The organism is Candidatus Ulvibacter alkanivorans, from assembly GCF_003333325.1.
GTDB classification, from domain to species: Bacteria; Bacteroidota; Bacteroidia; order Flavobacteriales; family Flavobacteriaceae; genus Ulvibacter_A; species Ulvibacter_A alkanivorans.
The window spans coordinates 1-15405 of record NZ_QOLC01000099.1 but is presented as its reverse complement, the minus strand read 5'-3'; the positions used below and the strand labels follow the sequence as shown (position 1 = coordinate 15405).

The following is a 15405-nucleotide window of genomic DNA, read 5'->3' as shown; positions in this document are numbered from 1 at the left end:
AGTTTTAAAAGGTATAGGAAAAATTTAGGCATTTATAAGTTACGTTAGTTTTGACATCTAAGCTATCATATTTTGGATCGCACTACAAATTCGTTGTGAAGCTTTTTGTGGCGGAGACTCATTGATCTTTTCAAACCATTCTAATGCTTCGGAAACATGTCGTTTGTCATTTTTTAATAGGACTTCAATCTGTGCGGCTATCGTCTCTTTCGACCTTAGCCAACAGACTGCTTCCGAAGAAGGCATCGATCTAAAATGAACATACTTGTACACGGTATTTACATCTTTTTTTAGCGTTTCAGAACTCGGATTAAAGGCTATGTACATACACGGTTTGTTGTGGCACGCAAAATCGAAAGCCATGGAAGAACCCAGATTAACCACCAATCTAGTGTGATGTATCGTATTTACCAATCGATCTGTGTCTTCCTTTAAAGGCAATAATGTATCCCATTGACCACCTTGCTTTTCCCACAAGGGCGGTAATGAAAAAATCAAGTTCTCGTGTTTTGCGAGTACCTCGTCATATCTAGTACTAATGTCTACCGGGCACCTTCTAAAAAGGATCGCCAAATTATAGCCTTTGCTATTTAATTCTGCCACCGCAGTGGCCACTGCATCCAGATAGTAAGGATCATGTGGCGAGGTAGTTATGTCATCGCCAGAAAAGCAAATAAAATCGGTTGCTTCGGGTAAATTGTGTTTGGATAAAAAAGAGGATCTATCCATTATTTTGGAGCTATCGAAATGTGCTTCAAATTGGGGTGTTCCTGTAATCACAATTTGTGATTCTTCTATATACTCATAATAAGTTAAAAGCTCCTTTTTCATATGCTCACTCCACACGAAATAATAGTCTGTTTCTAATACTAAGGTGGCCTTCGGAATATTATCCCAAGAAAATATAAAGGTTGCCGTTGGAATGTTTAGTTCTTGCGCTGCCAAAATTGGCGTGATCGCCTGAACCGATCGCTGATTCGTACAGAACAAAAAATCGGGTCGCTCGTTATCCAATGTCGTTAAACAACTTTTATAGTAGGCCGTGTTTTTTTCGGAAGCCTTGATCTTTGCACGCAATTTTGAAATTCCCGCCCCCTTATATTTCCGAATTAAATTAGCGACCCACCTATTCTTAATTTTTTGCTTTAACGTCTTAGCTGCCGGAGGAAAACTATAATTCCGATAAATAGGATCATTGAATTTAGCTTCAAAATTGGCTAGTTCAATTTCTTTTCGAGCTCTTTTATATATATTGGTTTTTGTTGAAACCTTTCCTTGTAACGGGATCTCATGCAGGCCTAAGGATGACAGATCGAAGGGCGTTTTGTTCCAATAGATCATTTTCCAGCCCATCTGCTCCCCAATTGCTGCGAAGGAGGTATAGGCAAAATTTCGAAGCCCTACGCCATCCGGCAACAAGATCATGATCTTTTTTTTTGTCTGTCCCATTAAAACAATCGTGTTGCAAGTTCTTCGGCTTTCTTCCAGTCTTCCATGGTATCGATATTTACATGTCGATCGGGGTCCGATTCAATATATCCAATGGTGTTTCCGTAAAGTGAAGCTGTATTTAGAATTACCTCGGTGCGTGCAATATAAATGGCCCCGTCACGAATGTAAGCTTGTGGCAAGTCTTGCCTACGCTTTATAATTTCCTTCTCACCGGTGGCAAGCTGAAGCGTATCGTCTTGCTTACGTTCGAACACCCAATGCGGATTGTATTCATGTGGCACCTTTAAAACAGATAGTAATGAATCGGTTTTTTCTTGTTTAAAAGCAGAAACCGCTTTATCGATGAAGTGGGCCGTACGAAATGGGTTGGTAACCTGAAGCAAGCAAACAGCATCGTAGGTGTTGCCTTGTTCGGCTAATGTTCGTAACGCATGCTGAATCACTTCCAATGTACCCGAATCGTCTGCTGCTAAATGAGGTGGTCGTTCGAAGGGAACTTCCGCACCGTAGTGAGTGGCTAGTTTCCGAAGTGATGCATCTTCCGAAGAAAAAACAATTCGGTCTAAGGTGGTCGCCGCTAAAGCCGCTTCGATGGTATATGCCAAAAGTGGTTTCCCCCCTAGTACTTTTTTATTCTTATCGGGGATTCCTTTGCTACCGCCACGTGCAGGTATGAGCGCTAGAATTTTCATTAGTAACTAATTGTTTTGTGGTAACGCAGATCGATGGTAGCCAATATTTCGGCTATTCGTGCTCCACTATTACCTACGCCATATATCTCACTTCGTTGGTTCTTGGGTTGATTTAATTGTAATTGGATGGCTTTCTTTATTTCAGCTTCGTCATAGGCTACATCGATCACATTCTTACCGCGTAATCTACGGTTTTGTCGTGTTCCAATATTGACCACCGGCACCCCTAAGAACGAGCATTCTCGTATGCCTACACTACTATTTCCAACAAGGCATTTACTATTCACAAGCAGTTTCAGAAAATCAAAAGGTTCCATATTCTTAAAAAAGTGAATATACTTTGGGTGGTGTTTTTCGCGATACGATCGAATCCCGTTAGACGTGCCATCGGCACCAGCATCCACATTGGGCCAGAACCAATACGTGGGCATTTGTAATTCGTCAATTACCCGCAGTGTTTTTTGAACGGCCTCCTTTGCTTGATGATATTCGGTGGTTACAGGATGCTGCATTACCACCAAATACCCATTTTCGGTAGCAAAGGTCTCACCCACCCCGCCATATTTTTCAACCGGATCGAAATCTAATTTAGGGGATTTTAGCACTGCCGCAGCGAGATCAATAGAGGGACAGCCTGTGTTAAATACATAATTGGCGTCTTCCCCCATCTTTTCAACCCGCACCTTAGCATCTTCCGAAGTTACAAAGTGGATATCTGCCAGTTTTGTATTGGCATGACGCACTTTTTCGTCAATATTTCCGGTTACTTCTCCTCCCTGTAAATGAATCAACGGAATATTTTGATAGGCAGCTGCTATAGAAGTAGCAATGGTTTCGAAGCGGTCGGCTATGGTCATGACTGCATCGGGTTGTAGGTTGTAGAACACATTGGCCAACTCCATAACTCCGAGCCCTGTTGTCTTGGCCATGGCGGTCTTATTTTCTCCTTCCAAGACCATAAACACCTTCTCGTTAATCGTGAATCCGTCGCGCTCGATAAAATTGACAGCGGTACCGTACCGATCCAGCAAAGCCGATCCGGCAACCACCAACTGAAGTTCTAATTTTGGATGTGCTTGTATGGCTTGTAAGGCAGTTTTTACTCTGCTATACGAAGGGCGTGCAGTAATAACAGCGCAAATTTTTCGAATGTCGCTCATAGTTAGTGTATTGTGTCTTCAGTTAAAAAGTCCCACTGTTTGAGGTCTTTTTTTAGTTTTTTTCCAATCACAAGTTCATAGTTAGAAGCATCAATACCATACCCTTTGGGTTTTTTTGCCTCCAGATCATGAAATTGTAAAACGTGACCTTTAGTAAGGTCTTTATTTACTGCCAACGATTTTTCAAAAATTTGTTTTACTTCGGAAAAGTTCGAATTGTCTGATTTATCTACCGGATTTGCCATTGCTTCCTCAATGGCCTTTACGCCTTTTACGAGTGCCGAAGCTTCTTCTATGGTCAACGAGGAAGAAACATCGGGGCCAAATTGCTTTTTGTCAAAGACCACATGAAATTCCAACATCTTAGCACCTAAGGCTACAGCCGCGATCCCTGTTGCAATTTTTGCCGAATGATCTGAAAATCCAACCGGAACATTATACCTATCCTTTAAGGCTGCAATCACATTAAGTCCGTAGTCCTTAGGTTGGGTAGGATAACTGGTCGTGCATTGTAAAATGGAAAATTTAGCTTTATGCCGTTCTAAAAAAGCGACGGTCTTGTCCAATTCGTCGAACGAGCTCATACCGCTTGAGAGTATAATAGGCTTAGCGGTATCCACTATTTTTCGTAACAACAAAAAATTGGTGACCTCACCGCTTCCAACCTTATAGATCGCTACGCCTGCTTGTTCCAGTACGTCCACGGCTGCATTGCTAAACGGGCTGCTTATAAAGGTTAGCCCTACCTCTTTACAGTGTTCTCCAATACCGATCCACTGCTCTTGAGAAAATTCCATACGTTTCCAATAGTCGAAACGCGTCTTATCTTGTTTTGAAAATTGCACTCGAAACGGCTCATGTATGCTACTTTCGGCATCGGCCATATGAGTTTGGAATTTTATGGCATCCACGCCAGTTTTGGCTACGGCATCGATATATGCGTGTAACATTCCTAAGCTACCGTCGTGGGCCTGTCCTATTTCAGCTATGGTAAATACGCTCATGAAGTCTTTTTGGTTGGCCTTTTAATCGTTAGTTGCAATCGGGAACCGTCGTCCAGCACACGGTAAATATACGCATAGTTCCTATAAAACGAGATGATATGTAATAACAGCATGTCGTTAACGGTTTTCATCGTATAGAATTCAGGAACTCGCTTTCCCAGTCGCTTTTTTGCTTGATGTTTTAACGATTTTTCTGTTTTGTCTTCTATGATGATTATAGTGTGAATTTCTTCGGAAAGGTTTGGTAGTTCGCAAAACAACAAATGGTCAATTACGGTATTCTTGTTACTGTATTCAACTGTTATTGCGACATCATTTTGAAGCGCATCAAATTCATTCGCTGTTAAGGGAGCTCCCCAACCTTCTGGATTAACAATGGTTACCTTATCTTGTTCAGCTCGCTTTACATGTTCGTGATTTAGCGAAACGATATTCCGCAATCGAAGGGCTTGGGTAAGCTTATTGGATTCTTTGCTCCTATAGCTGGGGTGCCATTGATGCAGCAACAGAAGTTGTTTGTCGTAAAACAATACTTCGGTTCCATTATTTTTAAGTCGGATGTGAATATCGGTATCTTCTGCGCCCCAAAAATGATAGAACTCATCGAAACCTCGAATGGCGTGAACTGCTGCAACCGGAAACATCGTAAGTCCGGTAGCACCTTCCGAACTTGTGAATTTTATTTGATAGTCTTCAAAAGATGTATCGAGCTTGGTTTCAGCTTCGTCTAGAAATCCTACTTGAAAATATACCGCTCTGTTACTTTGTTGTAGCGAAATAGCTGTTGCGATAAATTCTGAATGAAAGATCATATCGACATCGGCTACAAAAAAACACCCCTCATTCATTTCTTTAATCACACTGTTTAGGGCCCTGCTCTTGTTCCAAGGTTGGTACTGCGTGTGATAATAACGATACTCCGCAAATTCATACGAAGCTATCAATTCTTTAGCTTCCGAAGCCATAGAAGAACGCGAACCATAATCCACAAATACTACGTGAAAATTGGTATCCGACTGTTTCCGAAGGGAATCTAACGACCGTTTCACTCGGGTTAGATCTCGATCTCGATATGGATATAGTAGCACCATCATTCGATTTTCTTACATTGATATAATGATTGTCCTTTCCATGTTTCAAATTTTTCAACACTGAACCCTAATTCTTTACATACTCGAATAAGCGTTATTTCAGAAAGATCACTTACCCAGCCATTATAGCGCCTATCTTTTATGTGCCCATAAGATTCGATAGTGGCATACGAAAATAACAGTTGTCGTGTAGTTGAGGCACAGTGGGCCAAAACTTTTTGGACATCAAAAACATATTCTAAAACACCACTAAATACAACATAGTCGGTAATCGGGAGTCTTGGCAACGCTTCTTGATTAAGATCGATTACCAAGGTATCTTCACTTCGAGCAACTATATCGGAAGGGATATAAGTACAACCTTTTGGAAGCATTTCTTTAAGCACCAACCGACCAGCACCAAACTCTAAAACGGTACTATTTTCAGTTATTTTAGCGGCTAACATTTGCGTGCGATCGTCCCAATTGGAGAAAAGTGAACTTTTTTGTTTCCATCGAGTTACATCAGATTTTTTTTCTTTCCAAAGTCGTTCGGTGTAGAGACTTTTCTGCCACTTCTTTAGGTGTTGCTGTATCTTTCGATATATTTTATAGATTAGGTTCAATGCTCCTTTATGGATTAAGATATGTATTTAAAATTTCTTTTAAAGTATCTGCAGATAAATACCGTGCTACATCTGGTCTATTGAGCTTCAAGTTGTTGTTCTCGCACCATCTTTGATATAAGAGTGAAATTATTTTCGCTATCTCTTCAGTATCTTCTATTTCAGCCCAATAGGGATAATTCTCTCCTAAGATACGACGCGTTTCACTCACTTTCGGCCCTAAATGAATAATAGGTTTATTGGCCGCTACACAATGGGGAAATTTTCCGGGAAGGAACGGACTTATCTCTGATTTTGCCTCTAAAATAACATTTACCGAAACACAATTTTGGATCGTACGCACCTCTTCATAAGGGACATAGCCTTCACTCACATACAGCTGCGAAATTTCATTTTTTTTCTTCAACAGGTAATCCTCAAAATAAGATTGTTTGCCTATTAATAATAATTGCGAATGTCCAGCTGCCTCCGGGAAATTTCTCAAGAACTGTTGAAACCCTTCGACCAATCCTTTGGGATTTCTAGGTTTCATTAGACTTCCGGCATGAAGAATTGAAAAATACGCTGGTTTAAAAAAGGAGGATTTAGGTATATCGGATTTATTTTCGTTGGAAGAATTCAACATCTGATGCGGTACCACTATACCTCGTTCTAAAAAATCCGGATAATAACTTCCCATCCACTCCATTAATAGTTTGCTAGGGAAAATTCCATAAGCCATCTTTTTCGATATGTCCCGAAAAAATTCCTGTTTATCCAAATACCCAAACTGCACCCAAGTGTACGGCCTCGGAAAAAAATGCATGGGATATGGGTCGTGAACATAGGCCAACCATTTTTGATGCCATTTAGGAATTGCTAAAACGGCTTTATGTGTTCTAAAACTAGCTGCTTTGCTAAGGGTGAGAACCCAGTCTGGTTCGAAATCTTTTTCCTTTTCAAGCGCTTTCTTAATACTATAGCTATCATTAAAAAAAGCAAAGGAAAACCCTCTTTTACGTTCTACCCACGGATTTAAATTATAGCCCGTAAGGCGTCTCAACAGTAGTTGAAATTTACCAAAAATATAGTTAAGCGTCCATTTTTGTTCAGGAATTGCTATACAATCAATTCCCGATAATGATATGTTACGACGGGTATAATGATAAACTCTTAAGGTATACCCTACTTGCGCCATGTTCCTTATTAATGCTACCCTACCCTTTATTCCGCTACTATCATTAATATCTATGGATTCAACAACAACTAGAATTTTAAGACTTTTTTTCAATTGTAGTTAATTTAAATAGCCGCTCGCCTTTTCCACTAATAAGATAAACTGGAATTGCCCAAAATAGCATTCGAAGCACAGCCCATTTATAATTTGTAATTGAGGTTAAAGCTACTAATAATTTAATTTGCATGATTAAGGTCTTGTAATATTTAAAACGAATAGTGTTTTTTATCGCTTGGAACATTCGTTTTAATAAAAATCGCTCACGGACATCTTCCAGCATAAGTTGAGAACTTAATTCTTTAAAAACAATGTATCTAGACCTGAACATAGCAGCGTACTTCTTCGCAGAAGTGTTCGTCCCAATGCGATCGTCGTGTCTACGAACAAAAACAGTAGTTGCCTCAAGTAGAGCATAAGGTACTCCCTTTATCTGCTGTTCTAAATGAAATGTCCATTCCTGCGAGCTCCATAATTCTTCGTGGAACGGATTGTCGGGTAGTGCCTCTCGATTCCAAACTACGGCAGCTGTTTGCCAACTCACCCTTCCTTGTATCATTTCGGAAATGAGATCGGATTGTGGCACTATGGTAGACCAAGGAGTATCACGATCTCCTTGAACCGACTCGAAGGTATTCGCGTTGGCAACGGTTGCAAGTGCATTCGAGTGTTGACGGTGTGCTTCCACATGTAATTGTAAATGATCTTTCGAAAGCAGGTCATCACTGTCTAACCAATTTATATACGTCCCCTTGGCCTGTTCAAAACCAAAGTTCCTACATGCATTGGCACCTTTTCTTCTATTGGCCGGTCTCGAAAAAACTGTAAACTGCGGATGCGTTCTTACAAACGATTCCAACAATTCCAGGGTGTTATCGCTACTACCATCATCTACAACAATACACTCCCAATTGGTGTCGGTTTGCGCAGCAACACTTCTAAGCGTATCGAGTATAAGGTGCGCCCTATTGTATGTGGGTATGATGATACTTACCATGTTAAGTGTTAAGATAATGTGGACCTTGTTCTCGATTGGTATTCCAACTGTCAACAATACCTTTTTCTATGTCCATTAAGAGCTGTAATTGTTTTTGATACCCTTTTACGCCAACAGCATTTAATTTTAGTCGTTCTTTTAGGATTCGTTGTTTTATTTTTCTTTTTTCTGAAGCCAAGAAATTAGGCGCTAACGGATTATTCACATTGGCGTATTTTAACCCCATAAGTTTTTTGTAAGCGTGAAAATAACGGTCGGAGAACAATTTTTTCTTACGTTTTATTTGTTGTGGCCGGTCGTGTTGTACAAAGGCAGTGGGACTGATCCCTATTTCAAATCCGTGATACTTCAATCGCTGGCAATAATTTTCATCTTCTCCATAATGAAAAAAGTACGGATCGAATCCACCCACCGTTTCCAAACACGCTTTGCTAACTAGCCAAGCAGCAGCATTTACAAAAGGAACCTTGTATATTTTTTTTACTTCGGAAGCCTTCCGAAGAGCGGCAACAAACAAGGCCGAATTTGCCATGGCATACGACCCGAACATGGCATCTAAAGCCTCCCCACTACCGTTTAGGTGGATCGGACTCACCACTCCAAACGACGGGCGTTGTTCTTGCACGGCAAGTAAATTAGAGATCGTATGGGGTTCTATATAGACATCTTGATTCATTAAGAACACATGAGAAGCTCCCTGCGCTAACGCATAAGCAATACCAATATTATTTGCTGCTCCAAATCCTAAATTCTCTTGTTGTGGTAATAGGATCACTTGCGGAAAGGTTTCTTTTATAAAAGACGTGGTCGTATCGGAAGAGTTATTGTCTACCACGATCACACGTTCCGGCTGCTCGCACGAACGCAAACTGCGCGCGATCCATTGCATGGCATTGTAGGTAACGATGATAGTATAAATGCGATCCATGTTAGGCATTGGATTTTCGATTAAATGGGATCAACTTCTTTAGCATTGCCTTAATACTAAACCACATATTCGTTCTCAACACTTCATTTTCGCGTGTCAATTTATGCATACGTCTAAGTAGCTCCGGATAGCTTCCGACGGTATCGATAAAAAATTCGATATGTTTTTTAGTGATATAGGCATGAAGTTTTTTGTATTCTGAAGGATCAATGGTCGTATTTCGTGAAGTGGCATGGGTGCGGTAATAGAATTGTACACTGGGAAGTCTCAATACAGCACCACCGTCCTTAAGCAAATGGATCCAAAACTCCCAATCTTCTAAGCCTTCTTTCATACGTTCATCGTAACCGCCAATGCGCTCCCAATCTGTCCTCTTAAAGATCCCGGCATTAAAGATGATGTTGGATCTCGCCAAGCGCTTAAGCGAAAATTCGGGGAGTTCCCAATCACCAGATTGTGCGCCAAATTTAATTGCTTTACAATACACCAAGCTTAGATCGGGATTCTGCTCGAAGGCCTTTATAGCTGCTTCTATGTAGTTCGAACCGATGGTGTCGTCGGCATCCAAGGGTAAAATGTAAGTTCCTTTTGCCTGTCGAATACCGTGATTTCTGGCTGCTGAAACGCCTTGATTTGGTTGCGAACAATAGGTAAAGCGATTATCTTTTTCGGTCCATTCCTGTGCCGTTGCTTCGGTCGTATCGCTACTTCCGTCATTTACGATAATACATTCCCAAGCGGTGTAGGTTTGCTGCTCGACCGATCGCAAGGCTTCCTCTAGCCAAGCGCCTTGGTTGTAACATGGAATAATGACAGAAATAATAGGTTTCATACTTTTTTCGCGGCTTAGTTATTCTTTAAGTTGGAAAAAAACCGGTAGAGCTTAGATTTTTTTAGTTCGTAACGCAACAACTGAGCGCTGAAAAAGATACGGTTCTTTCGTATCAAATGCGGATAACTACGCTTTAAATTTTTGTACAAACGAAGTTTCATGACCTCACAATACCGTTTGCTAAAGGGTCGTAAGCGACCTGTTATGGTTCGCCAAGTATCGATGGCAGCACTTGCTTTTTCTTCGGAAGTATAGGCACTAGTGGTCGTTTCAGCCTTACGGTAATAAACCGCTGTTGATGCCGTAAATCGAAATGCACGCGACACCACAAACACTCTAGACATAAATTCCCCATCCTGATTAATGAGTAGCGACTCATCCCATGGTCCGGCTAGTGAAACCAATTCTCGATGCATTAGATACGCATGTATAGGAAAATAGCCACGAGCATCGGCCAAGGCATCTAAGAAGGCTTTCAAATGTTCGAACGTGCTATACGATTTTAGCTTGTTTATTCGGCTTGGAGATTGTCCGTTTGTAAACGTTCCCCATGGACAGTATACCAGATCGGTTATTTCTTTAAGTAGTTTAAGTTGATGTGCTAACTTATCGGCTTCCATTAGATCGTCACCATCCAACCAATTAATATAAGTGCCCTTGCTTTTCTCAAATCCAATGTTCCTACAAGCGTTGGCTCCTTTTGGTGCGGTGGCCGGTCGTTGTAAATAGTGAATTCGATCATCACTAGCCGCGTATTCGTGTACCACTCTTGCGGTTCCATCGGTACTACCATCGTCTATGACCAAACACTCCCAATGGGTATGGGTTTGCGCCAACACGCTGTCCAAGGTTTCCCCAATGGTGTTTTCACTATTAAAAACCGGTATGATTACAGACACTAATCCTGCCATGACCATGCTGTATTATTAGTTTGTATCGAATCGATGATCGTATTAGTAAAGCGATCGACACCTAATTGATTCATATGATGCGCATCGTAAAAATGAAGCGAATCGTCTAACTTCATGCTGTTGTTAAAGTCGTAGAACGGACCTTTAGTAGCAAAATAAGCATTTACTTCTTTATTGTTTCTAAAGGTCTCGTAGCGGTAGCTTGTAATGGGCGTTCGGACCAATACAAAAGGAATGTCCTTTTGTTGTAATAAAGTTAGTATGGCCTCAAACGATTCCTTTTGAGAATCCCTAAGTTGCCAGTAGCGTTTTCCCGGCATTCCATACCTATTGAACGTTAGACTTTTAGCAACATAACCCCCACCCGGATGATAGGTATGAGCGCCTTTTTTAACCGGTTCTTCCATTTCGGTATCTGAAAACAACCAGGAATTCATCGCTGAAAAAACCAAGGTGTTCCAGGTCTTAATCGAATTAACCCGACTGGCCATCACCACAGCCTCCGTATTGATGCTTGGCGCATTGGCCAAAAGATCGAGTGAGGCCTCCACACCGTCACTGATGAACGTAGAGGGAGAAACGTCATAGATCACCAGCTTCGGATTTAATTGATCGATATAGGTATTTACCAACATACGTGTTTGCACCGGTGATTGTGCGCTGCTTCCTAAGTTAAACGCTCGAATACCATGAGAAGCGAAGATTCGCGTGTCGAATCCGCGGTAGGTATGCGATGAACCTAGTAGTAGAACATCTATATTTTGTGTGGTATCTACATCCTGAAGTCGTGAGTAGGTATGCCCATAGCCGCCTTTTTCATAGATCAAGTTCTTTTTAAACTTCGTGGCGCCGTATCGGCCTACCATTAGCAAGGTCACACAATAGGCTAGACCGGCAAACAAACAAAAGATCAAAAGATTTTTTAAAAAGGTCTTCACGGTATGAGTTCACTAATTAATATTGTATAAACTTAGAAATTTCTGTGGTAACATTTAACGTATCTTAGAATTGAAAGTATATAAACGGTGTTTCTTCGGTCTGCATATACATTAGGATACAGAATACTATAAACGCATAAAAGGTCCATCGCACGAGTTGCGGCCACTTAGGTGCCATTTGAGAGAGCGCAAATTCCTTTCTTCTGCCCCACCATTCTACTAGGAGTAAGAATCCAATTAAATAGAACAATAGTTCCAGACTACTATTTATCTTAACGTCTATTGGTCGAAACAATGAGGCATCAAAAAGGGATGCAATATACAAGAATGCATCACCAACGGTTTCCGAACGAAAAAAGATCCAAGCCAATACAGTGATCCAGAAGGTAGTTAGCATGCCCCAAAGCTCTCGCAACGACGGATACCACCTATGCGCTGCCACTACGTCTAAATTAGACCGATTGCGTTTCAGAAGCAATAAGGGAACAAAATACAATGCATTAAGACCACCCCAAACGATAAAGGTCCAGTTGGCACCATGCCAGAAACCACTTACGACAAAAACGATAAATACATTTCGCAATTGTTTGTAGGTGGCGCCACGGCTTCCACCTAAGGGTATGTACACATAATCCCTAAACCAAGTAGACAGTGAGATATGCCAACGGCGCCAAAACTCGGCTATGTCTCTCGAAAAGTAAGGGTAGGCAAAGTTTTGCATTAAGCGGAAACCAAACAAACGCGAAGTTCCTATCGCGATATCGCTGTAACCAGAAAAGTCACCATAGATCTGAAAAGCGAAGAACACTGCTGCAAGTAACAAAGTACTAGCATTGTGACTGGCATAATCTTCGAAGACCACATTTACGAAAACAGCACAGTTATCGGCGATCACCATTTTTTTAAATAGCCCCCACAGGATCTGTTTAAGCCCTTCGGTGGCTTCGGCATAATCGAATTTTCGTTTTACATAAAATTGGGGTAATAGGTTCTTAGCTCTTTCAATGGGGCCGGCCACCAGTTGAGGGAAGAAACTAACGAAAGCCGAAAAGGCAATAAAATTTTTAGTGGGTTCCAACTTTCTTCGGTAGACATCTATGGTATAGCTAAGGGTTTGAAAGGTATAAAAACTGATCCCTACCGGCAGAATAATAGACAATGAATAGCCTTGCATTGGCATTCCGAAGAGCGTAAATGCATCGGTAAAACTAGCTACAAAAAAGTTAAAATACTTAAAGAAGCCTAAGAAACCGATATTTACCAATACACTAATCCATAACAATCCCTTTCGCCTTCTAGGGTCATCGCTACGTGACATGGCGAGGGCGACAAAATAGTCGACCAACGAACTAAATAAGATCAACGATAAGAATCGCCAATCCCACCAACCGTAGAACACATAACTTGCGACCAACAATAAGATGTTTTGTAATTTCAAGTGGCGAGCGGTCACAAACCAATAGAGCACAAACACTATTGGAAGAAAAACAGCAAAATCTAATGAGTTAAATAACATGGTCTATGCAGCTTGTGTTGCGATTAATAACATTCAAAATAGCCTTTTAATGTGTGTGTTAGATCGAAGTTGGTTTGTATATGGGTAACCGCTGCTTGCCCCATAGCTTCTCGTTTCTCCGGCGCGTCCATTAGTGTTTTTACGGCTTCTGCCATAGCAGTTACATCTCCATCGGGTACAAGTATCCCGGTCTTAGTATCTAGCACTGTTTCCGGAAAGCCTCCCGAACGAAACCCAATAACCGGCAACCCCATGGCTTGCGCCTCTAGTGAAACCACGCCAAAGGTCTCACGTCTTCCTGTGTCGTCTACCGTAGAGGTCATTAATAAGCAATGGTGTGACCCTAATTCCTTTTTTATTGCTTTTTGCGACAATGCTCCTGTAAATGTGACCTGCGCTTCGATTTCTAATTGTGTCACTCTTTCTTTAAGATTCTCTTCTCTCGGTCCTTTGCCAATAATCGTATAGTGTACCGCTCGTCCTTGCTGTTTTAATTGCCGAACGACCTCTAGCCCTAAATGATGGCCTTTTAATGGAATAAGCCTGCCAATACTAAGCAGTTTAAAAGGGGGTTTGCTTGGCTTAGGACGCTCATTGGTAAAGTAAGCACCATCGACCCCAATAGGTACGATCTTGATCTGTTCTTGGTTAAAACCCTTGTTCACTAACTTGCTGCGTAAGTACGCTGAGTTGACGGTAATCGCTCCTACTCGATCTTGGTAGGTTGCAACTAACTTTTTTAATTGCGCTCCATGAGGCAATTGCTGTTCATCGTGCCCGTGAAAAGTGACCACGATGGTCCCTTTTAGAAATCCGATCGCTTTTAGATCGGGTAACGGATCTAGTGCGGTGGCGAAATGCACATGATAGGCGGTAGCTTTCCGATAAGGCAGGTAGTGTTTTAGGCGAAACAGATAGGTCCAAGTACGTTTCTTTCGGTAGCGGCAATACTTTATAAAGTAATATAGCAACAACGGATTGCATACATAAAAAAGGGCCGTTAGGGTGCGTGATGTTCCTTTGGGGGGTTGTGATGGAGTAACTACCTTATCTACTAATTGATACGCGTCTACTAGCTCTTTTTGAGAAGTGTTGGCTGGGTTGTTTTGAACATCGGCAAGAATCGTGACTGCATAGCCTCGTTGTATGGCTCCTATGATATGCATCACCACAAAAGTTTCAGAAACAGTAGGAAAGGAAGGAACTTTAAAGACGATGTGGTTTTTCAATTAATTGATTATCTATTAATAAATATTTAATGAATTCAGGAGCAATTTATAATATGAGTATACTTTAACTTTCTCTCTGAAAAATATAAAAATCAGCAAATGAAGAACTTTCATCATTACCGTTGTAAGGATATTTATTAGGAATTTTTTTAAGAAGCTTAAAATCTGGCATATTCATGCTTATCCAATTCCGAAATTTTCGATGTTTTACATGAAAGCCAGAACGATAGTTTTGATCATTAAAATTTGAAGAATAAATTATTACATACTTTTTCGAAGCAGAGAATAAATTTTTCATATACTCATTAAAAACCTTATCCTCTAATAAATGATAAATCACATCTAAACTTAGAGTTAACTCAGCTTTCTCACCTGAGTATTGTCTGGTTAATTTAAATTGTTTTGTAGAATCATGTTGAAAAAGTTCATCACATTGTCTAATAGAATTTTCACTAACATCGAAACCTAGGTAATTATTAAAATTAAAATATTTAAGCTGATTACCATCACCACTTCCAAATTCTATAATAGTTTTTATATCATTTGACTCAACAAAGTTATTAATAACCTCTGCTTTAAATTTAGCAAATTTATTATAAGAACCTGCACCTGAGTTACCACCAGACTTATATCGTCTTTCCCAGTAATCTTTCGAGGAAAAATTAGCAGTTTTTTTACTTTTGTTTTTAAAGGCTCGTCTCAACTTTTTCAGCAGAGGAAATTTACTTAGTAGTGCTTTGATAGAATTTTTCATACTGGATATCCTATAACTTATTGTTTCATTGTTTTAATTATCAGACGATTAGATTAAAATTAATTTTTTTTCAATGTAAATTA

15 protein-coding genes are annotated in these 15405 nt (G+C 40.5%); all 15 read right to left on the bottom strand.

The genetic code is table 11. From position 1 onward, the window contains the following. Positions 1–57: 57 nt before the first annotated feature. The 15 genes from DWA30_RS11510 to DWA30_RS11440 all read right to left on the bottom strand — a co-directional run bounded on the left by DWA30_RS11510 (position 58) and on the right by DWA30_RS11440 (position 15322). Entirely contained in the window at positions 58–1449 is a 1392-nt protein-coding gene (locus tag DWA30_RS11510) for a glycosyltransferase family protein (RefSeq protein WP_114492693.1), read from the bottom strand. Further along, entirely contained in the window at positions 1449–2144 is a 696-nt protein-coding gene (locus DWA30_RS11505) for an acylneuraminate cytidylyltransferase family protein (protein WP_114492692.1), read from the bottom strand. The genes DWA30_RS11510 and DWA30_RS11505 overlap by 1 nt, the downstream gene beginning before the upstream one ends. After that, entirely contained in the window at positions 2144–3304 is a 1161-nt protein-coding gene (gene neuC, locus DWA30_RS11500) for a UDP-N-acetylglucosamine 2-epimerase (protein ID WP_114492691.1), read from the bottom strand. Before neuC ends, DWA30_RS11505 begins: the two co-directional genes overlap by 1 nt. A gap of 2 nt (positions 3305–3306) precedes the next feature. After that, a complete protein-coding gene (locus DWA30_RS11495; protein ID WP_114492690.1) occupies positions 3307–4308 on the bottom strand; it encodes an N-acetylneuraminate synthase family protein in 1002 nt (333 codons plus the stop codon). Continuing rightward, the gene (locus tag DWA30_RS11490; RefSeq protein WP_114492689.1) at positions 4305–5402 is read right to left on the bottom strand and encodes a glycosyltransferase family 2 protein; all 1098 of its coding nucleotides are present in this window, start codon (positions 5400–5402) and stop codon (positions 4305–4307) included. Before DWA30_RS11490 ends, DWA30_RS11495 begins: the two co-directional genes overlap by 4 nt. Then, positions 5399–6004: a methyltransferase domain-containing protein gene (locus DWA30_RS11485; RefSeq protein WP_114492688.1), complete on the bottom strand. Its 606-nt coding sequence runs from the start codon at positions 6002–6004 to the stop codon at positions 5399–5401. The genes DWA30_RS11490 and DWA30_RS11485 overlap by 4 nt, the downstream gene beginning before the upstream one ends. A 7-nt stretch (positions 6005–6011) precedes the next feature. Next, positions 6012–7274, bottom strand: a complete 1263-nt coding sequence (locus tag DWA30_RS11480) for a glycosyltransferase family protein (protein WP_114492687.1) — start codon at positions 7272–7274, stop codon at positions 6012–6014. Next, complete coding sequence (locus DWA30_RS11475; protein WP_136073193.1) at positions 7258–8268, bottom strand: glycosyltransferase family 2 protein; 1011 nt, start codon at positions 8266–8268, stop codon at positions 7258–7260. The genes DWA30_RS11480 and DWA30_RS11475 overlap by 17 nt, the downstream gene beginning before the upstream one ends. Continuing rightward, entirely contained in the window at positions 8216–9142 is a 927-nt protein-coding gene (locus DWA30_RS11470) for a glycosyltransferase family 2 protein (protein WP_168421773.1), read from the bottom strand. The genes DWA30_RS11475 and DWA30_RS11470 overlap by 53 nt, the downstream gene beginning before the upstream one ends. Before the next feature lies 1 nt (position 9143). Further along, entirely contained in the window at positions 9144–9974 is an 831-nt protein-coding gene (locus DWA30_RS11465; RefSeq protein WP_114492684.1) for a glycosyltransferase family 2 protein, read from the bottom strand. 14 nt (positions 9975–9988) lie between these two features. After that, complete coding sequence (locus DWA30_RS11460) at positions 9989–10885, bottom strand: glycosyltransferase family 2 protein (protein WP_168421772.1); 897 nt, start codon at positions 10883–10885, stop codon at positions 9989–9991. Beyond that, positions 10873–11823, bottom strand: coding sequence for a hypothetical protein (locus DWA30_RS11455; protein ID WP_136073192.1), 951 nt, complete (start codon positions 11821–11823; stop codon positions 10873–10875). The genes DWA30_RS11460 and DWA30_RS11455 overlap by 13 nt, the downstream gene beginning before the upstream one ends. 64 nt (positions 11824–11887) lie before the next feature. Continuing rightward, positions 11888–13339, bottom strand: a complete 1452-nt coding sequence (locus tag DWA30_RS11450; RefSeq protein WP_114492681.1) for an MBOAT family O-acyltransferase — start codon at positions 13337–13339, stop codon at positions 11888–11890. Between the two features lie 23 nt (positions 13340–13362). Next, positions 13363–14568 (bottom strand): glycosyltransferase family 4 protein, encoded by a 1206-nt coding sequence (locus tag DWA30_RS11445; protein ID WP_114492680.1) that lies wholly within the window; start codon positions 14566–14568, stop codon positions 13363–13365. Between the two features lie 64 nt (positions 14569–14632). Next, complete coding sequence (locus DWA30_RS11440; RefSeq protein ID WP_114492679.1) at positions 14633–15322, bottom strand: hypothetical protein; 690 nt, start codon at positions 15320–15322, stop codon at positions 14633–14635. Between the last annotated feature and the right edge of the window lie 83 nt (positions 15323–15405).